22 protein-coding genes are annotated in these 24,369 nt (G+C 29.2%); all 22 read right to left on the minus strand.

Annotation, left to right across the window (positions count from 1 at the left end; translation table 11 throughout):
• Positions 1-10 precede the first annotated feature (10 nt).
• Positions 11-892: a hypothetical protein gene (locus tag CLU81_RS08860; RefSeq protein ID WP_099709482.1), complete on the minus strand. Its 882-nt coding sequence runs from the start codon at positions 890-892 to the stop codon at positions 11-13.
• Positions 892-2,325 carry an MBOAT family protein gene (locus CLU81_RS08865; RefSeq protein ID WP_099709483.1) on the minus strand — a complete coding sequence of 478 codons (1,434 nt, stop codon included), beginning with the start codon at positions 2,323-2,325 and terminating at the stop codon, positions 892-894. The genes CLU81_RS08860 and CLU81_RS08865 overlap by 1 nt, the downstream gene beginning before the upstream one ends.
• Before the next feature lie 68 nt (positions 2,326-2,393).
• Complete coding sequence (locus CLU81_RS08870) at positions 2,394-3,788, minus strand: UDP-glycosyltransferase (protein WP_099709484.1); 1,395 nt, start codon at positions 3,786-3,788, stop codon at positions 2,394-2,396.
• Positions 3,789-3,792: 4 nt separating this feature from the next.
• Positions 3,793-4,629: a GNAT family N-acetyltransferase gene (locus CLU81_RS08875; RefSeq protein WP_099709485.1), complete on the minus strand. Its 837-nt coding sequence runs from the start codon at positions 4,627-4,629 to the stop codon at positions 3,793-3,795.
• A gap of 9 nt (positions 4,630-4,638) precedes the next feature.
• Complete coding sequence (locus CLU81_RS08880) at positions 4,639-5,550, minus strand: polysaccharide deacetylase family protein (protein ID WP_099709486.1); 912 nt, start codon at positions 5,548-5,550, stop codon at positions 4,639-4,641.
• On the minus strand, positions 5,551-6,672 hold the full coding sequence (gene neuC, locus CLU81_RS08885; protein ID WP_099709487.1) for a UDP-N-acetylglucosamine 2-epimerase: 1,122 nt from the start codon (positions 6,670-6,672) through the stop codon (positions 5,551-5,553).
• A gap of 7 nt (positions 6,673-6,679) precedes the next feature.
• Entirely contained in the window at positions 6,680-7,720 is a 1,041-nt protein-coding gene (neuB, locus tag CLU81_RS08890; RefSeq protein ID WP_099709488.1) for an N-acetylneuraminate synthase, read from the minus strand.
• 4 nt (positions 7,721-7,724) lie between these two features.
• On the minus strand, positions 7,725-8,864 hold the full coding sequence (locus tag CLU81_RS08895) for an acyltransferase (RefSeq protein WP_099709489.1): 1,140 nt from the start codon (positions 8,862-8,864) through the stop codon (positions 7,725-7,727).
• Complete coding sequence (locus CLU81_RS08900; protein WP_099709490.1) at positions 8,851-9,525, minus strand: cytidylyltransferase domain-containing protein; 675 nt, start codon at positions 9,523-9,525, stop codon at positions 8,851-8,853. Before CLU81_RS08900 ends, CLU81_RS08895 begins: the two co-directional genes overlap by 14 nt.
• The gene (locus tag CLU81_RS08905) at positions 9,525-10,619 is read right to left on the minus strand and encodes a glycosyltransferase family 4 protein (protein WP_099709491.1); all 1,095 of its coding nucleotides are present in this window, start codon (positions 10,617-10,619) and stop codon (positions 9,525-9,527) included. The genes CLU81_RS08900 and CLU81_RS08905 overlap by 1 nt, the downstream gene beginning before the upstream one ends.
• 42 nt (positions 10,620-10,661) lie before the next feature.
• A complete protein-coding gene (locus CLU81_RS08910; RefSeq protein WP_099709492.1) occupies positions 10,662-11,738 on the minus strand; it encodes a glycosyltransferase family 2 protein in 1,077 nt (358 codons plus the stop codon).
• A gap of 5 nt (positions 11,739-11,743) precedes the next feature.
• A complete protein-coding gene (locus tag CLU81_RS08915) occupies positions 11,744-12,616 on the minus strand; it encodes a beta-1,6-N-acetylglucosaminyltransferase (protein WP_158235321.1) in 873 nt (290 codons plus the stop codon).
• Between the two features lie 13 nt (positions 12,617-12,629).
• Complete coding sequence (locus CLU81_RS08920) at positions 12,630-13,649, minus strand: glycosyltransferase family A protein (RefSeq protein ID WP_099709494.1); 1,020 nt, start codon at positions 13,647-13,649, stop codon at positions 12,630-12,632.
• Positions 13,640-14,782, minus strand: coding sequence for a glycosyltransferase (locus tag CLU81_RS08925; protein ID WP_099709495.1), 1,143 nt, complete (start codon positions 14,780-14,782; stop codon positions 13,640-13,642). The genes CLU81_RS08920 and CLU81_RS08925 overlap by 10 nt, the downstream gene beginning before the upstream one ends.
• Before the next feature lie 2 nt (positions 14,783-14,784).
• Positions 14,785-15,489: a class I SAM-dependent methyltransferase gene (locus CLU81_RS08930; protein WP_099709496.1), complete on the minus strand. Its 705-nt coding sequence runs from the start codon at positions 15,487-15,489 to the stop codon at positions 14,785-14,787.
• A gap of 22 nt (positions 15,490-15,511) precedes the next feature.
• Positions 15,512-16,450, minus strand: coding sequence for a glycosyltransferase (locus CLU81_RS08935; protein WP_099709497.1), 939 nt, complete (start codon positions 16,448-16,450; stop codon positions 15,512-15,514).
• An 8-nt stretch (positions 16,451-16,458) separates the two neighbouring features.
• Positions 16,459-17,535 (minus strand): glycosyltransferase family 2 protein, encoded by a 1,077-nt coding sequence (locus tag CLU81_RS08940; protein ID WP_099709498.1) that lies wholly within the window; start codon positions 17,533-17,535, stop codon positions 16,459-16,461.
• Between the two features lie 129 nt (positions 17,536-17,664).
• On the minus strand, positions 17,665-18,555 hold the full coding sequence (locus tag CLU81_RS08945) for a glycosyltransferase family 2 protein (protein WP_099709499.1): 891 nt from the start codon (positions 18,553-18,555) through the stop codon (positions 17,665-17,667).
• An 85-nt stretch (positions 18,556-18,640) separates the two neighbouring features.
• Complete coding sequence (locus CLU81_RS08950; RefSeq protein ID WP_099709500.1) at positions 18,641-19,885, minus strand: TDP-N-acetylfucosamine:lipid II N-acetylfucosaminyltransferase; 1,245 nt, start codon at positions 19,883-19,885, stop codon at positions 18,641-18,643.
• A gap of 55 nt (positions 19,886-19,940) precedes the next feature.
• Positions 19,941-21,209 carry an ABC transporter ATP-binding protein gene (locus CLU81_RS08955; RefSeq protein WP_099709501.1) on the minus strand — a complete coding sequence of 423 codons (1,269 nt, stop codon included), beginning with the start codon at positions 21,207-21,209 and terminating at the stop codon, positions 19,941-19,943.
• A gap of 48 nt (positions 21,210-21,257) precedes the next feature.
• Entirely contained in the window at positions 21,258-22,124 is an 867-nt protein-coding gene (locus CLU81_RS08960) for an ABC transporter permease (RefSeq protein WP_099709502.1), read from the minus strand.
• A 213-nt stretch (positions 22,125-22,337) separates the two neighbouring features.
• Positions 22,338-24,305, minus strand: coding sequence for a nucleoside-diphosphate sugar epimerase/dehydratase (locus CLU81_RS08965; RefSeq protein WP_099709503.1), 1,968 nt, complete (start codon positions 24,303-24,305; stop codon positions 22,338-22,340).
• Positions 24,306-24,369: the final 64 nt, after the last annotated feature.

A 24,369-nucleotide genomic window follows, 5' to 3' on the forward strand; every position in this document is an offset into this window, starting at 1 on the left:
AAATGCTACGTTATTTCTGAAAAAAATCTTTTAGAATTTTAGCCGTAAAAATTTTTGAACCTTCATCAGTCATATGACCACAAGAAGAAAAATATTTATTTTCGATTACTACATTTTCATAATTATGGATTTCGGGATATGCTTTTTTTACTTTATCAAAATAATTCATTCCAACAACATTTTCGCACATTGGCGTCATTACTGCGATAAAATTAATGTTGTTGGCCTTGCAAATATTTTTAATCTCTTCATAATATTTATTATGAGGAAGTAGTTTTAGATTTACAATATTATTTTTCATATTGCCATTTTTGTGTTTTTGCAATGGATAATATCCCAAGTTATCTAAACTATTTGTCTTTTTATGGATCGCCGCAAATAATGTTTCTCTAAATCCTATTTTGGTACCGTATTTAATATATCTGTAAAAAGGAATATAATACAATTCCTTAAAATTGTCTTCTTTCGAAAAATGCTCTTTTATAGTTTCAGAGTTATGGATATAAGGCAGAAACAAAGCTGAGATTCCTTCTGCTTCGTCTTCGTTTGATAAATTTAAATCGGCTTCTAAAATGACATTCTTTATAACATATTTTCTTTCGATCATAAGTTTTAAAAGCAACGATGCTTCAAATAGATGTCCGCCGCTCATTCCATAATTAAAAGACTTTAATCCTTTATCTTCAAACATTTGTGCAACAAAATGATTGTTGGCTCGGGAAGATCCTAAAAAAACTACATCATATTTTTTAGGTTTTGAGTTATATACATCTTCAATTTTCCCCCTGTTTTTTGTTTGTAAAAAAACAGCAGTATAAATTCCGTCTAAAACAACTGCAACTAAAATTGTTACTGTAAAAATTTTAGTAATATAAATTAAAAAACGTTTCATTAAAATTGAAAATATATAAATTCCTTATAATCCGAAAATGTACCAAAAGCCATAATTGCAAGTATTGCAAGTGCAATTTTTAATGTACTCTTATTACCTGAAAGAGGTTCTGTTTTAGTGCGACTATTCCATTCAACCAAAACAAACAATCCTACCAGTGCCAACAACTCATAACTGTAACGTTCATTGTCTAAATATTGAAAACCAAAATCTCTATTGGTAACGATTCTTTTTAAATATAAAACAGCATCAGTAATAGTTTTTGCTCTAAAAAACACCCAGGCAACACAAGTAATTAAAAAAGTCGAAAGAATACTCAACATCACTTTTACTGAATCAAAATTCCAAGAAATTTTCACATCATCAATATTGTTTCTGTTACTATTGGACAACAATAATGGCAAAAAGTAAAGCGCATTTATGAAACCCCAAGCGAGGTAAGTCCAGTTAGCTCCGTGCCAAAAACCACTCACAACAAAAATAATAAAGGTATTTCTGATTTTCATCCAAAGTCCGCCTTTACTTCCTCCAAGAGGAATATAAAGATAATCCCTAAACCAGGAAGAAAGTGAAATATGCCAACGACGCCAAAACTCTGCAATATCTCTTGAGAAATAAGGGTAATTGAAGTTTCTGAGTAAATCTAAACCAAATAGTTTTGAAACTCCAAGTGCAATATCTGAATATCCTGAAAAGTCTCCATAAATCTGAAAGGCAAAATAAATTGCACCCAAAATTAGAGAGAACGAATTCATACCTGTATAATGATCAAAAATAGCATTGGCATAAGTAGCACAAGTATCTGCAATAACTACTTTTTTTACTAATCCCCAAATAATCTGACATACGCCATCTTTAGCCATCTGAAGATCAAATTCTCTTTTTATTTTTACCTGAGGCAGTAAATGCGTTGCTCTCTCGATTGGTCCTGCAACTAATAACGGAAAGTAACTTACAAATAATGAATAATCTACAAAGTTATATTCGGCTTTTATTCGTTTATAATAAATATCGATAACATATGATAATCCATGAAAAGTATAAAATGAAATTCCAACCGGAAGAATTACATTAAGCAAAATTGGACTCGCTTTAAAACCAACATTATTTAATAGTTCTGCAAATGATGAAGCGAAAAAATTGTAGTATTTAAAAACTCCCAGAAATCCTAAATTGGTCAAAACGCTAAGCCAAAACCAAAATTTTCTATTTCGTTCTGTTTTTCCTTTTTCAATTTGAATTCCTGTATAGTAATCCAAAAAAGTAGAAAAAACCAACAGAAATAAAAATCTCCAATCCCAACAAGAATAAAAATAATAGCTGGCAACAATTAATAAAGCATTTTGAGTGCTTTTTGTTTTATTAAAAACGAACCAATACAAGAAAAAAACGATTGGTAAAAAGATGGCAAAAGCCAGAGAGTTAAAAAACATATGGTAAAATCAATATTAGATAATAATGGTGCATTTACTTGCTATCTTAATGAGATTGGACTCAAAATTTATGCAATTATTTTTTTCATAGCTTCAAATATACGTTGAGAAGCAAGTTGTGGCGGATGCTGATTAATTTTTTCAAACCATTTCTTAGTATTTATAAGAATTTCTTCATCTTGTTTTAATACTTTTTCTATTGCATCTGAAATTGAATCCGGGTCGTCCATAAAGAAAACCGGATCTTTAGCGGGCATCGATCTAAAATGTACATATCTGTAACATTTAAAAATGTCCCAGGTTTTATCTAATTGTACTTTTTGATTGTAACGAAAATAACCACATGGTTTTTCATGAGAAACGAAATCAAAAACCATAGAAGAACCTAGATTTAAAACCATTTCGCAATGTTCTGCTAAATTAGATAAGAGATAATCATCTTCTTTTGTTGGTAAAATCGTATTCCAAGAAGATGAAAATGGCTTCCATAATGGATCAATTGCTTTGAGTATATCTGGGTATTTTTTTAGAACCTCATCATAACGTCCCGAAAAATCTACCGGACATCTTCGAAAAATTATTCCTAAATTAAATCCTTTATCATTCAATTTCTGAATTGCCAGCGCGGCGTCTTCCAAATATTTAGGATCATCAGGACTTGTGGTAACATCATCTCCGGAAAAACAAATGTATTTTTTTGTTAGATCAAGCTCATTTTGCTGGAAAAAGTCTTCTCTGGAAAGTAACCTTTCTTTATCAAAATGAATTTCAAATTGAGGTGTGCCCGTAACAAAAATATTTTCCTCTTTGATATATGGATAATAAAACAACAATTCTTGTTTCATATGATCACTCCATACAAAATAATAATCGGTTTCTATTACCATCATCGCTTTAGGTAAATTATCCCATGAATAGATAAATGCAGCGGTTGGAATTCCTAAATCTCTTGCTGCTAATATTGGTGCAATTGCAGTTAAAGGACGTTGATTAGTACAAAAAACTATTGCCGGATTTTCTTGTTTCAAAGTTTTTATACTTTGATAATAATAAAGTGTTTTCTTTTCTAATCGAGCTATTTTTCTCCTTATTTTAATAAGTCCGCTATCTGTTGAATAAGCAAAGGTTAGAAAGCGTATTGCGACACTTTTTAGTGTTTTCTTTATCCCTTTATATGGCAAAGGAAATCGATAAGAATCATAAACCTTATCGTTCGTTTTTTTTATATTTAAATTGAGCTCAATTTCTTTCCTTGCATTTTTATAAACTTCCGTTAATATATTACTTTTTGAACTTTCAATTTTGATTTCTTTAAAAGACAGTTCTGTCAAATTAAAAGGCGTATTGTTCCAAAAAGTAACTTCAAAATTTTCATTTTGACCTACATTATAAAAATTAGAATAAGCAAAATTACGTAGACCAATTCCGTCAGGAAGAAAGATGAGTATTTTTTTATTTTGCATTTTTTTATTTTAAACTACCTATTCTTCCGTGGTCAGAATAGGATCTATGTACTATAAATTCATTATCTAAAGGAAGTTCTGAAAGAAAAGTAATATCACAAAAATAATTTTCCTCAAGAGGATTCAACCTCCATGGCACGATACTTTCATGATCTAATACCCAATTATTTTTCTCTAAATCTTTAACTTTTAAATCATTCCAGGATGTTATATAATCTATCCATAAATAGCCTAATGACCAAGCTTCTTCTTCCAATTTCTGAAGATTATTAACATCTACAACTCTCAATCCTCCAACATTCTCCTGACTAACAGCTGTAGAACCATCACTAAGAACGATTCCTTTTAAGGATGGCTGCTTAAAATAATGTGTTTCTTTTTGTATCAGATGATCAACATCAACTGTAATCTCTTTACAAACGTTATCAATTGTTTTTACCTCGCAATTGGGATTTATTTTTACATATCTAACCAAATCATAGTAACGAATCCAGCGCATATTTCTATACAATCCTAATCCTGCTGCATTTGCTGCAGTAGCCGCTAAGGGATAATATTGTCTTGCCAGTTCATATAATTTACCTAAAATACCTTTTCCTCGGCATTCTTCGTTTAGATATACATTTATAATCCATGCTAAACCTCCACCAAAATTAGCTCCCACATGTCCAACTACTTCACCTTTGTCATTTAAACAAATAAAAGAGCGTCCATATTTTTCATCTCCATATTGCCAATCCCAAAACTCTTTTTGATGAAGAGGATGATTCTCTCTATATATAATTTTAAAAAAAGTTAATAAGATATCCCAATCTTCGATTGTAGCTTCTCTAGTTATCATAATATTTATCTATCTATAATTTTTACCTCCGGGAAGATCATTACAGTCAAATCTATTTAATAGTAATTGATTTTCTGTAAAAGTATTTTTCCCTCTTTTTGTTGTAAATCCTATTTGGTATCCTTCTTCTTTTGCAAAGGCAGCAACCTCATTTGTGCACGTTTCCGGAGTTCCGTATGGATATGATACCATATCTATATTTGAATTGGTTAATTTTTGCAAAAATGTTTTTGAATTTTCTAATTCAAATTTAATAACATCCGGAGTCTGCAAACCTAACGGACAATGACTATGTGTATGGCTTCCCAGACAATTTATTTTTGCCAGTTCTTTAATATTAGATTCTGACATATATAATGAAGATAAAACCTCATCCTCATTAAAATAGATATCAAACAACTCTTTAACAATTTTTTCTTGTTGATTGAAAGTCAATTTAAAATTCAGAATATATTTTAGAACGGCACTATTTTTATCATCATAAATATATGTTGCCTCAGCTTTTTCTTTTTCGGAATTGGAAAAACTAAAACCATCAATATTATAAATTTTCTCTAAAAATTCAGAAGTAGAAATAATCGATCTTAGAAGATGAATTTTATGAACTGTACTCACCTTTTTTTCTTGATGATTCATTGAGTTAACAAAAAATATTGCCTGAATATCAAGTTCATCTAAAATAGGGATTGCAAAATCAAACTGCTCTTTCAATCCATCGTCAAAAGTAATTAAAAACTTATTTTCCGAAGATTGCAATATTCCATCTATATCGTTTAGCAATTCTTTTGGTTTAATAATATCTCCTTCATTTTTAAGTAACAATAATTGCTCTTTAAATTTTAATGGAGTTACGCCAAATATACTTGGATATTTGGTATCAAAATTATTTCTGATATAGTGGTAATTACTGACTGTTAACATCTAACTATCTCTGAATTGTTTTTGGTGATTGAGTTGCCAAAGATCGTTTTTTAAAAGTGATTCCAGAAATAATTGTGTACTATTTCCATCTCCATATTCTGCATCCGAAATCTGAACATGATGGGTATCAATTATCGACAATGCTTCTTTAATACTATCAAAAGTGTAGTCTACATTTACAATATCTGCATGAACTGAGCGGTTATTTTGTCTGGTACCAATGTTTATAATAGGAATTCCGTAATAAGGAGCTTCGCGAATTCCTGCACTACTATTACCAATTATAAATTGGCTGTTTTTTAATAACGTAAGAAAATATTCAAATCGCAATGATGGAAAAATCCTAAATCTTGAATTATCTTTTATTCTATTGTAAGCATCAATAATAAACTGACTTCCTAAATCATTATTTGGAAAAATAACAACATAATTATGATTATCACTAAGTAATGAACTTACAAAATCGTCTGCATATTTTTGCATATGCTTAAACTCGGTTGTAACCGGATGAAACATGACAATAGCATATTGATCAAAATCAATTTGATAATATTCTTTAACAATGTCAAGTTGCGGTAATTGATCCGAAAACATAATATCGATATCCGGCGAACCAATTTCAAAAACAGATTCGGGAATTTCGCCCATTTGCAAAAGTCGTTTCTTAGCTTCGGCATTTGAGGTAAAATGAATATGACTTAATTTACTCACGCTATGTCTGATCAATTCATCTACAGTTCCGGATATTTCGCCTCCTTCTATATGTGTAACAAGAATATTATTAAGGGAACCAACTATTGCACCTGCAAGTGTTTCAACACGATCTCCATGAACCACAATCATATCCGGATTAATATCTTTACAATAACCTGACAAGCCTTCAATAGTTTTAGCAAGCGTTAAATCCATTGTGGTTTCGTGGGTATAATTTTCGAATACATGAATGTTTTTAAAATTGCAACGTTCGATTTCAATTAAAGTATAACCATATTCCTCTTGCAAATGCATGCCTGTTACAAATACAAAAACTTCAAACTCTTCTTGCTTTTCAAGAATTGAAATCAATGATTTAATTTTTCCAAAATCAGCCCGGGTTCCGGTTAAAAAAAGGATTTTTTTCATTATTATTTTATTGAATATCCTCCCAAGTTAATTGTTCGTCATTCTCTATATTTCGTGTCGCAGTTTTACCTATTAGATCATTAAAATGTTCTGCTAATATTTTACCTGTTCCCGGACGTTTTACCCAAATGTTTTCTTTTGTAAAAACATCTCCTTTTTTAATTGGAGTAATTGTGCAAACTGTAGCAAAAGCAAAATCGATTGTAACTTGCTCTTCCTTTGCAGGTTCCTTAGATCCACCGCGCATTTGAGCAATTTCGGCAGAACCAATAATTAATTCCTGACAAGCTTTTTCATCCATACTGCATACAATATCCGGACCTGTTCGCTGCATATGATCTGTAAAATGGCGTTCAAGAATACTTGCTCCCAAAGCAACTGCTCCTAAACAGGCATTATTATTTAAAGTATGATCGCTTAGTCCAAAAACCTTATCTGGAAATGCTTCGTGTAATTGCGTCATCGCACCAAATCTTACTAAATGAATTGGTGTTGGATATAAATTAGTGGTATGTAATAATGCAACTGGTACATTGTATTTATCAAAAATTGCCACTGCTTTCTGAACACTTTCTATGGTATTCATTCCGGTACTTAAAATAACTGGTTTTCCAAAAGAAGCAATGTGTTCCAGCAAAGGGTAATTATTACATTCACCTGAACCAATTTTATAAGCAGGAATATCAAATTTCTTAAGCCTTTCTGCTGCTGCACGAGAAAATGGTGTCGAAATAAAAATCATGCCTTTACTTTCTACATAATTTTTAAGTTCAAGTTCATCAGCTTCATTTAAAGAACAACGCTCCATTATTTCATAAATAGAAACATCTGCATTTCCGGGAATTACTTTTTTTGCAGCTCCACTCATTTCATCCTCTACAATATGTGTCTGATGTTTTACTACCTCAACACCTGCTCTTTGCGCTGCATCAACCATTTCTTTAGCCACTTTTAGTGATCCTTCATGATTAATTCCTATCTCGGCAATTACTAAAGGCGCGTAATCTGCCCCAACTTTTCGGCCTGCTATTTCAATATATGGATTCATAAAATTATATGCTTATATTATTAACTGTTTTTGGATTTGTACTAGTATTAAAAATCGACCATTTATACTTCATCTTAAGAAAAGGTTTTTCTAAAAACTCATAAGATAATCCCGCAACTATTACTGTACTAATTATTGAAAGTATATAAAGTGTGATTGTATTTACAAAATCAAATTTCAAAAGAATGTTTATACACAATACAATCATAATCTGATGATACATATATAGTCCGTATGAAATTTTGCCTAAATATGTAAAAGGTTTAATTTCTAAAACTTTTAAAAGCCTTTTGTTGTAAACTAAATTAAGGATTATTGTTATGAACAAAACTGCATAAAATGAAGAATTGAAATATGGCACTTGAAAATTATATACTAAGGCCAACATTAAAATTAAGATTGCTAAAACAAAACTCACATCGTTTGCAATTCTTTTTATGAAATGGTGATTCTTATGAAGATAATAGGCTCCTAATGCTCCAATTGTTAAAGAATCTAATTGAATTGAAGCGCTATAATCCCGGATTATCATGATATATTTTATTCCGTCTAAAAATGAAAGAGATAATAAAAGCAATAAAACATTATAAAATACTATTATAAATAAAAACCAATTTTTAAGATTTGAAATTTTATTTATCAGAAGTGGCCAAATAAAATAAAACTGTTCTTCTGTACCAATCGACCAGGTTTGTGTAGCAAAAGGAACTATTTTAATACTAATTAACAGATTTGATAAAAAACAAATAAATAAAAGACAAACTAAAAAAAACTGAGAATTAGTATCAAAATCTAAATGAAGATTTGGAATATGGAAGAGACTTATTTTTGGAAGAATAAACAACGAAAGTAAAACTATAAAATAATATAAAGGCCAAATTCTAAGTACTCTTCGCCAGTAAAAAAAAGATATCTTGATTTTGCCGTTTACTTCTTTTTCCTTTATTAACAAATACGTAATCAAGAAACCACTCAAAACGAAAAATAAGGACACTCCTAATCTTCCTAAATGTCTTACTTCATGAAAGTGATTTTCTAAATTAAAATAACTTTTGTTTAATTCCAGATGACTTATTATAACCATTAAAGCAGCAATGCATCGAATACCATTAAGATTAGGAAAATAAATATTATTCTTTGTCATTTTGCGCTTTGCTTATAAATCTTGCGTAATCTAAATCTTCAAAAGTATCAATATCAACTTTTGCAAAAGCATGCTCTACTTCTAGTGGAAAAGCATTTTCTGAAATTACAATATCACTCATAATCAAGTGCGTTTTTGTAATATATAATAATCCATTTTCAAAAAAAAGTGGTTCTAAATCCTGACTTCTTTGCCCAATTTTATAATTGAAAGGTTGATATTTGCCTTCTATTATTTTTCCAAATTTCTGATGATTCCTTGAAACAGTAAACAAACTATCATAACCTTTACTGTTATAAATCTCAAAAGCTTCATTCAACAAATTATCCGGTCGCAACGGATTTGTGGCTTGTAATAAAACTACATTTTCGACATCACTGCTATCAATAGATTCCAAAACATGTTTAATTGCCGAAATAGTAGGTTCTAAATCTCCTGAAATTGATGCTGGTCTATCAATGACTTTCGCACCAAATTGTAATGCAATTTTTTTTATCTCGACGTCATCTGTTGAGACATAAATTTCATCGATTAGTGTTTTATTCTTTTGGGCATAAATAATAGAATGCGCTAATAAAGGCAATTCATCAAAAATCTGAATGTTTTTTTCAGGAATCCGTTTTGAGCCTCCACGTGCCGGAATTATAGCAATTGTTTTCATTAGCTCAAGCTCTTTTTAGCATTTTCAATTATTGTATTCATAGTCTTGTTCCAATTTTGCATGGAATATAAATTTTCAGGAATAGTAAAATTATTGTGCCCATCCTGATACAAAAATTCTTGTATTGCTTCAATCCAATCTTCTATAAAATTTGGTTTTTCAATTAATTTTCCAAGTTTTCCGTATTGCAAAACCTCTGGAACTCCACCATTTGCAGAAGCGATACAATAGCAACCACAATGTAAGGCTTCAATTAAACTCATTCCAAAACCTTCGTGACAAAGAGTAGAAAACAAATAACAATCGGCAATTTGATAATATTGAGGTAAATCATCATTAGGAATCTTTCCTAAAAAAGAAACTCCATCGATTTTTACGTCTCGATTTGCTCCAATTATTAGTAAACTAATATCTTTATCTTGAGTATAGATTGTTTTCCATACATTCAGAATAATTTCTAATCCCTTTTTTGGACGGTCTTGCGAACACCAGACAAATACTTTTTTACTGGTAATATTCAGCTTGGTTTTTAATATTGCCTTTTCTTCAATTGATATTTTGTGAAATTTTGAAGTATCAATTCCGTTATGTAGTACTGAAAATTTTGTTGGTAAAATAGTATAATACTCTTTATGTACTTTATAGGAATCGTGGGTTAATAAAACCATTTCATCAATATTTTCAAAAAACCATCTTCCGGTAAAATTCTCGTAAAACGGTGGAAATCCATGATAAAAAAACTGAAGAAAACATTGCTTTCTCTTTCCGTTCTTTTCCAAAAATTCAATAAGTGGTTTTACAATTCCAAAATTATCTACAATTTGAATAATGAATTTATCTTCTTTTTCAAGAATTTTAGCAAGAGCTTTAAAATAACCTAAATATGGATTTTTGGAAATCTTCTTTTGTATTTTTAATTCGAAAGTATCAGAAACTAATTGATATTGAATTTCAGGATATAATCGTTCTGGTTTCTCACAAATAATATAGTCGACTTTATGATTATTACTTAAATAATTATGATATAAAGTTGTCCAGCTTCCAATTTTGGAATAGGGCAAAGGAACTTGTGAAATCAGAATTACTTGAGGCATTTTATCAGGATTTGCGTAAAAATAATAAAATTTAAATCTTTCTTATTTTTTTATTTTAAAAGTAATTTTTTTTAAATCATCACTGACTTCATAAGTGTATGGAGAAGTATGATAAAATGAAATTATATGAAGTAAAATCATGTCGTTAATTTCTTTTAGAGAATAGTATTTTGGAACTTTTTTTCTCAGTAATTTCTTTATTTTATATTTTAAAGAGCCTTGAAAATCATCTTTTATAAAACTAATATTGAGAATTCCGTTTTTAAAATTTGCCAATTCATAAAATAAAAAGTGAGTTATTACATCTACTTTATTAAGCAATATTTTTTGCGTCTGATCTTGTTTTAATTCTTGAAAATCTAATGCTGAAAATTCATTCCCCCAATTTTCATTATTTACTGCTGCCTTTTCGTTTTCATTGTTGAATAACAAATGATGATGATTTATTTGAACCACATTTGTTAGTTGTAAATCTTTTGCAAGAATCTCTGTTTCTTCTCTCCGATAACTTTTATGCCATTGATGAAGCATTAAAATTTCAGTATTATAAAAAACACTTTCTACACCTATCCTTTCTAATCGATTATGAATATCAATATCCTCAGCTCCCCAAAAATGCAAGAACTCATCATAACCGTTAATTTTTCTAATTTGTTCGATAGAAAACAGCGATAATCCTTGCGCACCAACTCCGCTGCTAAAATCGGCAGTATAATTATCAAATGGTTTTATAGTCAGAGATTCTTTCTCATTCAAAAAACCAACTTTAAAATAATAAGCTTTTAATGGATTTTTTAACTCTTGTAACTTTGCAATAAAATTGGGGCTAAAAATCATGTCCACATCTGCTGTAAAGACATAATCTGTTGTAACATTTCTTAATCCAATATTTATAGCTTTGGCTCTTGACCAAGGCTGAAGTTCTGAAAAATTGTAAATATATGTTGCAAAAGTATAAGATGAAACCAGTTTTTTAATCTCAGAAGCCGAAGAAACGTTAGAACCATAATCTACCAAAATCACTTTAAAATCATGATTGGTTTGCTCGATTAAAGAATCTAAAGAACGTTTAACGCGTTCCGTTTCTCTATTGCGATAAGGATAAAGTATAGTTAGCATAAAAATTAAGATCTTAGATTGGTATCGATTTGTTGTAAAAGTTCCTGACTATCATTTTTAAATTTTCGGGCAAAAAAAGATTCATTATCTCCCAATTCATTGTTTACAAAATTGCTCTCAAATATCTTAAGATGCTTTTCAGATATATAAGCCGGACCTGGATCAACTGACCAGTCTACGTAAGTTAAATTACCTTTTAAATTACCAATGTCAGAATTTCCGATAATGGTTGGTATTAAAATCTCTTCGGAACAATATGAATTTCTAAAAAAACGTTCATATTCTGGATGAGAATCTAAGAATTCTAATATATAGCCAAGTGTTGAATGACTTAGAATCCACCAAGTTGGTCCAAAAAAAACTTTTTGAAACGGAAAATTCTTTTTAGGAAAATATAAGCTAATATTCTTTTCTATTCTTAATAGAATTTTTATCCAAATTGGCTTATTTGGTTTTCTTCTATAAAACAAATCAAAATAAAATTTTGTTACCCAGCCTTTTTTCATCTCGGACGGGAATCCTTCTTTTATGCTAATAAATTCGCCGCCCTCATTTAATTTTGAATATAAAAAAACATTCTTTTTAATGGGATAATCACTACCGCTTATTAAAGCATAATAATTATAATTCTCTTTAAAAGCTTCTGCCATTAAATTAAGTATAGCTTTTTGATGTGACCAGCCAGCCCACCAAACTTTATGTCTTTTAATAAACTTAATGTTATTAAAATCATCCAAATTTGTTGGCATTACAGAATTTTTATCAATGTGTATATAGAAAAACACATTATTATCTGTAAGTGCCGAAATTAACTTTTTAAGATGATCGTAACTGTGATAAGCGGTTATAAGATAAGCTATCTTAATTTTATTCTCCATTTTCTCCATCAATTTACAAATAAGTGACTGCCTCCTGTTTTGAGAGTCCTTTCCAGATTAAAAAGTATTTCATGATTTTTTTATTCAATATGAACTTGGCAAAAAGTCTGCTTTTAATAAAATAAGAAAAAGAAGATTCTGATTTAATCGATTTTAATTCACCTGTATACTCTTTATGATTTTGTTCTATTTTAGAGACTTCATCAAACATCCAATCTTCTATAACATTTCCCATGTGATAAGCATAATTGTTGGAAGTAGATAATCTCCAAAAACCATTTCTAACAACTGGAATATCCAAAAATTTAGATTCGCTATTTCCTCCAAGTTTGTAATTTGTATATCGATCTTGTAAATTATCAAAAACAGAAGCTCTGTAAGTTGTAACAAAATGCCCTGCTCCAACAACTGCTTTTTTATCTTGATTTGTTATTGTGAGGTATTTTTTTAATTGAACAGAATTATAAAAATCAATATTTCCGGCACTATGTGCAAATTTCTTTAATGCTTCCGGGTTCTCAACAGTTGTAAATTTTAATTTTTTAGAGAAAAATAAATCCCAATATATATTTGCCGTATTAGATCTTAAAGATCTTGAAGATGGTGTAGGACATACAGCACCTGTTTTAGGAAAATTTTCAAAAACATCATAGGTTACTTTTTGCCAATTATCTAAAAAAAGCACATCTGAATCTGAAATAGTAATTAAAGAAAATTTATTCCCAGAAATACCTTTTAAAATCGCATTTAGCTTTCCGATATTAAAGGTGTGAATTATCTCTTGAATTTTATTTTCTACATATAAATTGTCCAAATAATTCTTTATCAATTCACAACTGCCATTATTTACAATTGTAATAAAGGTTTTATCATGAATTGTAGCAAAAAGGGATTTGAGACATAGTTTCAAAATCTCAAAACCATCTTTAAAATAATCGTCCTGATTAGGTATATAAACAGGAATAATAATCTGATGATAATAATCTGATGTTTCCTGAACTTTATCTTTATGTGGATTAAAACCTACTCGCATGCTAAAATATTCTTATAAATATCTATAACCTTTATTCTATTACTTGAATAATCTAATCTTTGCATTACTATATTTTCATTTTCAATCGCTGCTTTTTCTACCATTTGAAAATTAGAAATGGCTTGCAAAATAAGCATTTTAATTTCAGAAACTGATTCTGGATTTTCGATTAAAAACCCATTTACTCCATTTGTAATTATTTCTTCGGTTGCTCCGCCTGGATTTGACTGTATTGGAAATGCTCCCATTACAATTGCCTCCAAAAGTGTATTAGGCATTCCATCAGAAATGCTATTACCAATATAAAATAACGATTTTCCCATCAACTGCATCAATTCATGATGCGAAAGTTCATGTCTGTCATAAACTTTAAAATTCAATTGATTTGATTTTATATAGTCAATTACTTCATTATGTGCCCCAAATACAGTCACATCATAGTCTTGAATTCGATCTTGAATAGTATGTAATGCCTTTATGATATTTAATCCTCTTCCAAGAATATGCTCGTAACCCTTTACTAAAATTATTTTACGCTCTGAAATTGGAAGTTTATAAGATTGTAACTCATTTAACTTATACCCTGTTCCACCTGGAATAACCCCTGAATGGACTCCGGAAAAACCATGTTTTTTGGCCAAAATAAAATCTCGCTGACAATCTGTGTGTAAGAAATCAACTCTTTGCAGAACTTGCCTTATTTTTTTTAAATGTGATGAAAACTGCTGAAAATAATACAGATCATTTCCCCAACAAGAATATAGCCATTTTATTTTAGGATACTTTTTCATTGTTTTAAGAATGGGATAGCTACAATTTTGCATCTCAAAGCTATGAACTATATCTGGCTGAATTTCTAAAATTATTCTTTCTAATTCTTCATTTGCTGTTACTTCAACAAAGGGCAGAATTTTTTCATAGAGAAATGGTGCTTTTTTACTTAAAAAATATTCTCCTTTTATATGCGGTACTTTCCTCTTCTTCCAATCTGTAAATTGATTTACGGAATCTAATGTTTCTAACTTACCTTTTCCTATAACATCAAACCAATACAATTCATAAGAAGTATCTTTTAAATTTTCTATCCAACGAATAGCATGAATAGACGACATAGAAATTAAAAGTATTTTCATTCTTAATTCATTGGTTTTATAATTGTTCCGGAAAGACCTACAATCATCGTAGATTTATTAAAATTTGATGCTGCCTTGTCTTTTTTGTATAAAAAATTAATGATAGGTTTTGCAATAAATCTCATCAATTTCTTTTTTCTTCCCCATAAATACATATTTACCCATAAGCCAAGCATTTGTGCCAAAGCAGCATTATAACCTCCCATTGGATTTATTTTTATGGATGTAAAACCAACTCGTTTAAAAATCATTTCTAAGGCAAAAGGAGTATATCTGTAATAATCATGAGGAACTTCATGCAAAGACATTAAAAATGGCACTGTAAAAAAGAACATTCCACCAGGTTTAAGAACTCTTTTAACTTCCGTTAAATATTGATCCGGATTTGGCACATGCTCCAAAACTTCGGTAGAAAATACGACATCAAAACTTGCATCTTCAAAAGGCATAACTTTACCATCCCAAAAAAAATCAGGTCTAACTCCTTCATAATCCAAGCTTGATTCAATATCCAAACCTACATAGTTCTTTACTTTTTGGTTAGAAAGAATAATTTCTTTGTATGGCATAGAACCACAACCAGAATCTAAAACTTCTCCTTCGAATATTGGAAATACGTTTGACACTGCTTTTAAGATTTCACTTCGAACAATATAACTTTCAAGATTGTCTTTTGAAAGTTTAATATTTGTAAATGAGTTAGACATAGAGTAGATTATTTTTGAACAATTATAAAAGTTTGTAACCTTTTTTAAAAAGACTGTAGATAGTAAATCCTACTGTTGTTTTTACTATTTCTAAATATTGAAAAAGCTGAAATTCTAAAATTAAAAGACTTTTCAAATAAGAAAATTTATATTTATTATTCTCGACCAAAGCAGCTCTAAGTACAATTTTATGCCGATTCTTTAAATATGTTTTTAAAACTCTTGAATCTGCTTTCTTGTTCTCTTCAATCAGTAATAAATGTTTCCTGATGGCTTTAAATTCGGATTGTATTTCTTTGAAATTAAGTTTAGCTATTTCATGAGATAAAGAATCTTCATGTACACGATATTCAATTAGTGGCTGATCTATATAAATTATTGAAGGTTCCTGATATAACATTCGAAGATTAAAATCCCAATCATCCATATTTGTGATCATTTCGTCAAATAAATATGTTTGCTTTTGTAAAAAACTCTTTTTCCATGTTGGGGTAAAAGTATAGAATGATATTTTACCCACTAAATAATCTTCAATTGTATTTTCAGAAAAGAAAACGTGTGTTTTTTCTATCTTCTTTTTATTAAAATCTATAAATTCTAATGATGAAACGATTAAGTCAGGTAATTTTGAAAAAAAATTACTTGAAACTTCAAAAGCATCCAAGACCAACAGATCATCACTATCAAACCACTTAACATATTCACCTTTACTCAGTTCAAAACCATAGTTTCGACATGCATTTGGGCCTTTTGGTCTTTCTTGGGGTCTCTTATGATATTGAAATCTATTATCTCTTTCGATATATTCAGCTAAGATATCAGCGGTATTATCTGTAGAACCATCATCAACAACAATACATTCCCAATTTTTATAGGTTTGCATCAAAATGCTGTCAAGGGTTTCACTTATCAAATGAGCCCTATTATATGTTGGGATTATTATGGAGATTAATTCTGACATCAAATTAATTATTTACTAATTTTTAATTGAATACTTTTCAAATCAGAACTAATCTGGTAGTTATATAAATAATCCTGATAATAAATTACCAAAACTTTTAAAAGCATATCATTAATTTGTTTTAAGGAATAATATTCCTGAGTTTTAATACGAAGAAGTTTCTTTATTTTGTATCTCAACGTCAATTGATAAGGATCTTCCTGAAAAATAATATTAATAATTTTGGAATTAGTTTTTGGCAAAACAATATCCAGGAAATTTTCAACCACATGTTTTTTATTCAATAAAACAACCGATTCCTTATTTGAATTTAAAAGCTGAAACTCTTTTTCAGCAATTAATTTTCCCCAATTTTCATTGTTAGGTTTTTCGATGTGATTATTTTGATTAAACCTTAGTTTTTGTTTGTTAAGATTAAACACATTTGACAATCTAGGTTCACTTGATAATTTATTATTATCAAAAGTCTCAAAAGTTTTATGCCATTGGTGTAAGAGTAAAATTTCAATATCATAAAACCTTGAAGAAAAACCAGCTTCTTGAAGTCTTAAATGCACATCTTCATCCTCTGCTCCCCAAAAATGAAAAAACTCATCAAATCCTCCAACCATCAATAATGAATCTAATTTGAATAATGATAAGCCTTGCCCTTCCGGTATACTTTTAGATGCGATAGCATAATTATCAAATTCTTTAATCTCAATACTTTCATGTTTATCTAAATAACCAACCTGGAAATAAACATTATCTTTTTTATTTTTCAATTCAAAGAGAACATCTACGAATCTTTTATTAAAAATAATATCTATATCTGCAATAAAAACATATTCTGTTTTTACAAATTTTAATCCGATATTAATCGCTTTAGCACGAGACCAAGGTTGATTATTATGAAAAGAATAAATATAATTTACAAATTCATATTGCTTCAACAATTCTTTAACCGAAGCTGCTATTTCAAAATCAGACCCATAATCAACAAAAACCACATCAAAATCCTTATTCGATTGATTAACCAAAGAATCTAAAGATCTTTTGATTCTTTGTAATTCTCTGTTTTTAAAAGGATATACTATAGTTATCATTAATTAAAAAAAAATTAAAATTTTATTTATTATCATTAGCTTTTGCTAAGACAAATTATATGTATTCATCTAAAGATTTTCACGAATTATATTACAAACGCATTTCTTAAATACATAATAATTAGTTCTCTATACGAAAAGCGATTTCAATTTAAACCTGATATTATATCTTGGAAAGGCAATTATACTTTTAAAAAAGAAATAATATTTAACACAAAATTGATTCTTTGTTTTAGCTCTTTCAAATCTTGAATAATAATAATTGGACTTAAGTTTTTTAATTTGCAATGTTGTAAAATTATCTATTGCAAGGTTAAATCTCTTTCTTCTTTCGTAGGCATTTATCATTGTATAAAAATGCCAATACTGTGCTTTATAGAGGTTTTCGTTTGTCGAAATACTATTGTCATGAATTCGATAATGATACAAAACTTTGTCTATAAATAAATGCTTTCCTTGCTCTTCTAATTTATAATATAGATCTTGATCAACAGCTCGTTTCATTATAAAATCTATACCAATAGATTTAAAAAAACATTGTCTTTTAAAAGTAGCAAAATGGGTTAGAGCTCCTTCTCCATAAGTTAAATAAGATTTACCTAATGGAATGCTGCAACCGTGTGAGCTTACATTTTTAAAACTCATATTTAAATCTACCAAATCATATTTAGAAGTAATAATTGCAACTTCTGGATTGGTTTTATGTTTTTCAACCATTATTTGCAAAGCATCATTTGTAATTGCATCATCAGGATCTAAAAAGCCTAAAATCTCTCCCGTAGCTAATTGTGCACATCTATTTTTAGTATAACCACAACCTCGATTTATAGGATTGGTAAACAATTTAAATCTATAATCACCTTTAATTATATTTTCAATAACCGTAACCGAATCATCTGTAGAACAATCATCTATAATAATTACTTCCCAATTTTGATAAGTTTGGTCAAGAATGCTTGAATAACAATCTTTAAAAAAATGTCCATTATTGTAATTAGCTATTAGTATTGAAAATAACATCTATATCTCTTTAGAATTCAAGTTAACCATTATCTAATAAAACTTTGTATAAAAAACATTTCCGTTTGAATATCTGAATGTTTTGTTAGTTTAGCTTTTTTTTATTTTTTACTTCCCAAGCAATATCAAACAACTTTGCTATCTTCTTTTTAGCTGCTTCTTCTGAATATAGATTGAATAGCTTTTCTTTATTTATTTCATATTCTTTTTTATCTAAAGAAACCAAATCTATTTCTTTTAAACTTTTAAAATCAAAAATTTTAATTCCAGAATCCTTAAATGATTTATAAACCGGACTTTTAGAATTTACAAAAATCCTCGCTCCAAAATATCCCATTGTAACAATATTACCAACTCCTTGTTGACGAACATGATTAAAAACAATAACTCCGCAGCTCAGTAAAATTTCGTTGTATTCTTGCAAAGTAATAAAATCAGTAAGAGGAATAAAATTTGATCCAAGTAGTTCCTTTCCTTTTCGAATTATAAATTCTATATAATCTTGGCTTCCTCCGTAACTAAGAGGAACATAAACTTTTTTATTACCCAAATTTATTTGTGATAGTTTAAGAAAAATATCTAAATGATTATTCGAAGGATCTGCTGAATTACCAACTAAAATATTACTTTTTCCTAAAACATTATTAGAGATTTTATTTCCCAATAATCCCTCTATACTTCCATAAGCAAATGGAGCATAAATAGCTTTAAGTCCTATTTTTTTTATAATTTTAAACTCCTCAAAAATAACTGGAACCACAATATCAATTTTTGCAGCAGCTTTGTAAAAAACCGTATTAAAATTCACATCTAAGATATTTATTATCTTTGATGGTAGAAGATATTTAAATAACCTTAGATTTTTAAATAGCCAAAAGCTAGAATTACTAAAAATTAATTTATTTTTTATTTTTGGCTTTTTAGCTTGATAAATATATGATTTGGTATTTTTTTCAAATATTGTATTCTTTAATAATGGCCAGTTACCATATAAATCATATCCCCAAATAAACCATACTTTAATGATCTTTTGAGAAAGCTCCAGCACAATATTTTGCTTGGTTTGATCTAAAGCATGGAGAAAAACAATTGGATATGAATCTTCTATTTCATTTATTCTTCCTATAAAACTTTTAAAATTTTCTTTATCAGAAGCATCAAAAGTCTTAACTAATGTAGAAGTCACATATTGAAACACATCTCCTTGTTTCTTAATAATCCAATATTCTGAAATTCCTGGATGGACTGATTCAAATAATTTTATTGCCGGATCAATAAATTTATCATCATCAAAAACATGAATTACTTTATTGTTCTTATTCAAGTTCATTTAAAAGTTAATCAACTTAATTATTTTTGCTAGCAAATTCTCTACGATTTGTAAATTATTGATTTTTCCAATCAAACAAGGGTTTAATATAACCCGGCTCTCTGCCCATATAAACTCCCAGCTCTCGACCTCCGTCAATTACTGTAAAATGAATAATATCACTCGATTTAAATATTGATTGCCTTTTATCTTCAACAACAAAAATTGTTAAGCTAAAACTACCAGATTGAAAGAAATTTGCAGGAAAAGTACAAGTCAAAATATTTTCTCCTTTTTTTAATATTTCTCCGGAACTACTATTAGAAAAAGAGAATAAAGGTTCTCCCATGTCATTATAAAGATGATAGGTTATGTGATACCTCTCTGCATCATTCCCTTTTAAAAATATGTTAGTTACTAGCTCAATTTTTTTATTTTCTAATAATGGATCATCATAGCTTTCTCCAACATTTTGCAATCCAATTTCATTTAATCTAAATATTTGATTATCGAAATTGTCAAATTTTTTACTATTTGACCTTTCAGAATCAGATCCACCTAAATAATAAGAAACTGCTGCATCAATATCTTTATCTAAAACTAATTTTCCATTCTCCAAAACAATTCCTCGTGAACATAAACTCTTTACCGCTGCCATATTATGACTTACAAACAAAACTGTACGTCCTTGACCTTTCGAGATATCCTGCATTTTACCGATAGCTTTTTTCTGAAATTCAGCATCTCCCACAGCCAGAACCTCATCTATAACTAAAATCTCCGGTTCTAAAAAAGCTGCTACCGCAAATGCTAAACGAACTGTCATTCCTGAACTATACCTTTTTACCGGAGTATCAATATAACGTTCACAGCCTGAAAAGTCAATAATTTCGTCAATTTTTGAAGCTATTTCTTTTTTTGTCATTCCTAAGATCGCACCATTCAAAAAGACATTTTCACGTCCAGTCATTTCTCCATGAAATCCAGTACCAACTTCTAATAAAGAGGCTATCCTCCCTCGCGATTTTATGCTTCCTGTTGTTGGAGCGGTGACTTTAGATAATATTTTTAAAAGTGTAGATTTTCCTGCACCATTTTTACCAATAATTCCTAAAACTTCTCCACGCTCAACTTCAAAATTAATATCCTGTAAAGCCCAAACGTAATCAGAGGTTCCTTTTGTCGCACGATCATTTACATCTCCAATCTTTAAGTATGGATTTTCTTTTCCTCTTACTTGATGCCACCATCGATTTAAATCATGACTTAATGTACCAGTTCCTACTTGTCCCAAACGATATTGTTTAGAAATATTTTCGGCTTTTAAAATAATATCTTTTTCCAATTGTAAAATGTAATTATAAATTTTGAATTGCGATTTTTAGCTAAAAAACTAAACAGTATCGATAAAGCTTTTTTCTGTTTTATTAAAAACTAAAAGGCCTATAAAAAATATGACAATTGTTATTCCAAATGTATAAACTAATCCCAAAATTGAAATTTGACCTACATTCAAAAGCATATATCTACTAGTTTCAATTACATATGCTAAAGGATTATAGTCAACGATCCAACCATATTTTGGCAATTTTTGCTTTATTAATTCCATAGGATACATAACTGCTGATAAATACATAAGCAGTTGTATACCGAAACCAATTAAATTACTAAAATCTCGATACTTTGTTACCATTGAAGAAATCAGCATTCCCAATCCCAGACCTAAAATTCCCATGATAATAATTAAAACAGGAAAAAAGAAGACTGAACTATTTAACGATAAATTAGCTTCATTAAAATAATAGAAAATATAAAAGACTATAAAAATCAAAAATTGGATTCCGAATTTGATCAAGGTAGAAATTACTACCGATAAAGGAGTGATAATTCTAGGAAAATAAACTTTACCAAATATTCCTGCATTGGCCTTAAATGTATCCGAAGTACCATTAAGACAAGCTGTAAAATAATTCCAGACTGTAATTCCAGCTAAGTTAAATAAAAACGGAGGAACAGATCCAGTATTAATTCCTGCAACATTATTAAATATTATAGTAAATGTTATAGAAGTAAACAAAGGCTGAATTAAATACCATAACGGTCCTAAAATAGTTTGTTTATATACTGTTATTACATCTCGTTTAACAAATAGAAACAATAGATCTCGATATTGCCAAACTTCTTTAAGATTTAAGGAGAAGAACTTATTTTTTGGCGTTATTTCAAACAGCCATTGATTGGTATTATTTGTAGTATTCATTTTTTATATTTCCTAACAATTAATGCTCTGGAATTTTATTTATTTAATAAAATATATTTTAAATCTATTCATGAATAATAAAATCCACATTATTCTTCTAATTAACAAGATTTTTATTCGTTTAAAAATCACTAAAAAAGCAAAAAGGCGTTTTAAAAAAAACACCTTTTACTCTTTTATATTTGAATTATATGTAAATTTTATCTTATAATTTTATTTATCCAGAACTTCAAAAGCCGAATTCATACTTTTAAATTCCGGGACAATTTTTTTCATCTTAGCAACAATATCATCATTGTCATAAAAATCTGCGATACCTATTAATTCATCAATCTCTGTATGAAGATTTTCATATTCATCCTGAATTTCCTGTGCAATCATAATTTTATTATGATAGGTTGGTAATGTTTTAGAAGTATCATTTAATAATTCTTCATAAAGTTTTTCACCCGGTCTTAAACCAACAATTTTTATCTTGATTTCTTTGTCTGGAATAAATCCGGCTAATTTGATCATTTTTTTTGCCAAATCAATAATACGAACCGGTTTACCCATATCGAAAATATAAATTTCGCCTCCATTACCCATTGCACCCGCTTCCAAAACCAATTGACAAGCTTCTGGAATAGTCATAAAATAGCGAATAATATCCTGATGCGTGATAGTAACTGGGCCTCCTTCTGCAATTTGTTTTGTAAACAATGGAACAACTGATCCGTTTGATCCCAAAACATTCCCAAAACGTGTTGTAATAAACTTTGTTACTACTTCGGTATTTTCTTTTTGATTTTTTAAATACAAAGACTGCACATATTTTTCAGCTATACGCTTACTCGCTCCCATTACATTACTTGGATTAACAGCTTTATCTGTTGAAACCATAACAAATTTCTTAACATGGTATTTGCACGATAAATCAGCTAGATTTTTAGTCCCCTTAATATTTGTCAAAATAGCCTGCGAAGGATTTTCTTCCATCAATGGAACATGTTTATATGCAGCTGCATGAAAGACAACATGTGGATTATAATTTTTAAAAACTTTCTCGAGTGCCTTTTTACTTTTTACATCAGCGATTACTGCAACAATTTTTGAAGCAGAACCTATTGCTAAGGTTTCCAAACACAAATTATGAAGTGGTGTTTCGGCATGATCTAAAATAATGACCATTTTAGGATTGAAACCTAATACCTGTCTTACTATTTCACTACCAATTGATCCGGCAGCACCGGTAATAAGAACAGTTTTATCTTTTAATTGTTTTGAAATTGATTTACTATCTAAAACAATTGGTTTTCTTTCAAGTAGATCTTCAATTTGTATATTTTTTACTTTTTGAGAAATCTCCTTTTGATTTTCCCAATCCGAAATAAGCGGAACTGTATAAACTCTATAGTTGAATTCTAAGCATTGATCAACAATAATTAATTGCTCATCTTTAGACAAACTTTTATCGGCAATAATGACTCCTTCTGCGGCTACAGAACGCATTAAAGCGGGCAATTTTTTTCTCAAAATCAAAATTGGCAAATCCAGCATTCGCTTAGATGCATTTTGATTATTCTTATCAACAAAACCAACAATTTTAAATCGTGAAGGGGTTTCAAATTTCAATGCATTTGCGACTGAAATTGCATTTGCATCAGTTCCGTAAATGACTGTTCTAATTAGTTTAGAATTACTTTTCTCTGAAAAGTATAATTCAAAAGTTTGTTTTACAATAACACGATATAAAAATAAACCACAAAACGATAGTACTAAATTAATAAAAAGAGCCGTATTTAGAAATGCTTTGTGTCCTGTATATAATTCAAAAACTAAATTAAAAAATAAAAAAAACACTAAAACTGACATTTGAGAAAACAGCAATTTTATCGCGTCAATATAAGAGGAATGTCGAATAATCCCAGAATAAGTTCTAAATAGCCAAAAGAAAAAAACGTTTACGACAATTAAACTAGATACAAAATAAAAATGTTGAGACGTAATGATATAACCTAAAGCCGTACCTTCAAACAACATATAAGTAAATGTAAATGCAAAAATCAGAACCATTATATCTATTGCAATAATGATCCATCTTGGCAAGTAACTAAGGTTATTAATACTTGCTCTCAAATTTCTTGGTGAGAAAAAATTAAGCAATAAAGAGGCTATTTGGTTTGACTTATCTGTATTCAATTTGGTTCAGTTTAATTTTATAAACTTTGTATGACTTACAAAAATACGAATTAAAGGTTTTAAA

The sequence above is a fragment of the Flavobacterium sp. 9 genome (assembly GCF_002754195.1).
Lineage (GTDB): Bacteria > Bacteroidota > Bacteroidia > Flavobacteriales > Flavobacteriaceae > Flavobacterium.

Excerpts from the sequence above, each read along its gene's own strand:
- CLU81_RS08860 (WP_099709482.1), bottom strand. The coding sequence starts at position 892 with ATGAAACGTTTTTTAATTTATATTACTAAAATTTTTACAGTAACAATT.
- CLU81_RS08865 (WP_099709483.1), bottom strand. The coding sequence starts at position 2,325 with ATGTTTTTTAACTCTCTGGCTTTTGCCATCTTTTTACCAATCGTTTTT.
- CLU81_RS08870 (WP_099709484.1), bottom strand. The coding sequence starts at position 3,788 with ATGCAAAATAAAAAAATACTCATCTTTCTTCCTGACGGAATTGGTCTA.
- CLU81_RS08875 (WP_099709485.1), bottom strand. The coding sequence starts at position 4,629 with ATGATAACTAGAGAAGCTACAATCGAAGATTGGGATATCTTATTAACT.
- CLU81_RS08880 (WP_099709486.1), bottom strand. The coding sequence starts at position 5,550 with ATGTTAACAGTCAGTAATTACCACTATATCAGAAATAATTTTGATACC.
- neuC (WP_099709487.1), bottom strand. The coding sequence starts at position 6,672 with ATGAAAAAAATCCTTTTTTTAACCGGAACCCGGGCTGATTTTGGAAAA.
- neuB (WP_099709488.1), bottom strand. The coding sequence starts at position 7,720 with ATGAATCCATATATTGAAATAGCAGGCCGAAAAGTTGGGGCAGATTAC.
- CLU81_RS08895 (WP_099709489.1), bottom strand. The coding sequence starts at position 8,864 with ATGACAAAGAATAATATTTATTTTCCTAATCTTAATGGTATTCGATGC.
- CLU81_RS08900 (WP_099709490.1), bottom strand. The coding sequence starts at position 9,525 with ATGAAAACAATTGCTATAATTCCGGCACGTGGAGGCTCAAAACGGATT.
- CLU81_RS08905 (WP_099709491.1), bottom strand. The coding sequence starts at position 10,619 with ATGCCTCAAGTAATTCTGATTTCACAAGTTCCTTTGCCCTATTCCAAA.
- CLU81_RS08910 (WP_099709492.1), bottom strand. The coding sequence starts at position 11,738 with ATGCTAACTATACTTTATCCTTATCGCAATAGAGAAACGGAACGCGTT.
- CLU81_RS08915 (WP_158235321.1), bottom strand. The coding sequence starts at position 12,616 with ATGGAGAATAAAATTAAGATAGCTTATCTTATAACCGCTTATCACAGT.
- CLU81_RS08920 (WP_099709494.1), bottom strand. The coding sequence starts at position 13,649 with ATGCGAGTAGGTTTTAATCCACATAAAGATAAAGTTCAGGAAACATCA.
- CLU81_RS08925 (WP_099709495.1), bottom strand. The coding sequence starts at position 14,782 with ATGAAAATACTTTTAATTTCTATGTCGTCTATTCATGCTATTCGTTGG.
- CLU81_RS08930 (WP_099709496.1), bottom strand. The coding sequence starts at position 15,489 with ATGTCTAACTCATTTACAAATATTAAACTTTCAAAAGACAATCTTGAA.
- CLU81_RS08935 (WP_099709497.1), bottom strand. The coding sequence starts at position 16,450 with ATGTCAGAATTAATCTCCATAATAATCCCAACATATAATAGGGCTCAT.
- CLU81_RS08940 (WP_099709498.1), bottom strand. The coding sequence starts at position 17,535 with ATGATAACTATAGTATATCCTTTTAAAAACAGAGAATTACAAAGAATC.
- CLU81_RS08945 (WP_099709499.1), bottom strand. The coding sequence starts at position 18,555 with ATGTTATTTTCAATACTAATAGCTAATTACAATAATGGACATTTTTTT.
- CLU81_RS08950 (WP_099709500.1), bottom strand. The coding sequence starts at position 19,885 with ATGAACTTGAATAAGAACAATAAAGTAATTCATGTTTTTGATGATGAT.
- CLU81_RS08960 (WP_099709502.1), bottom strand. The coding sequence starts at position 22,124 with ATGAATACTACAAATAATACCAATCAATGGCTGTTTGAAATAACGCCA.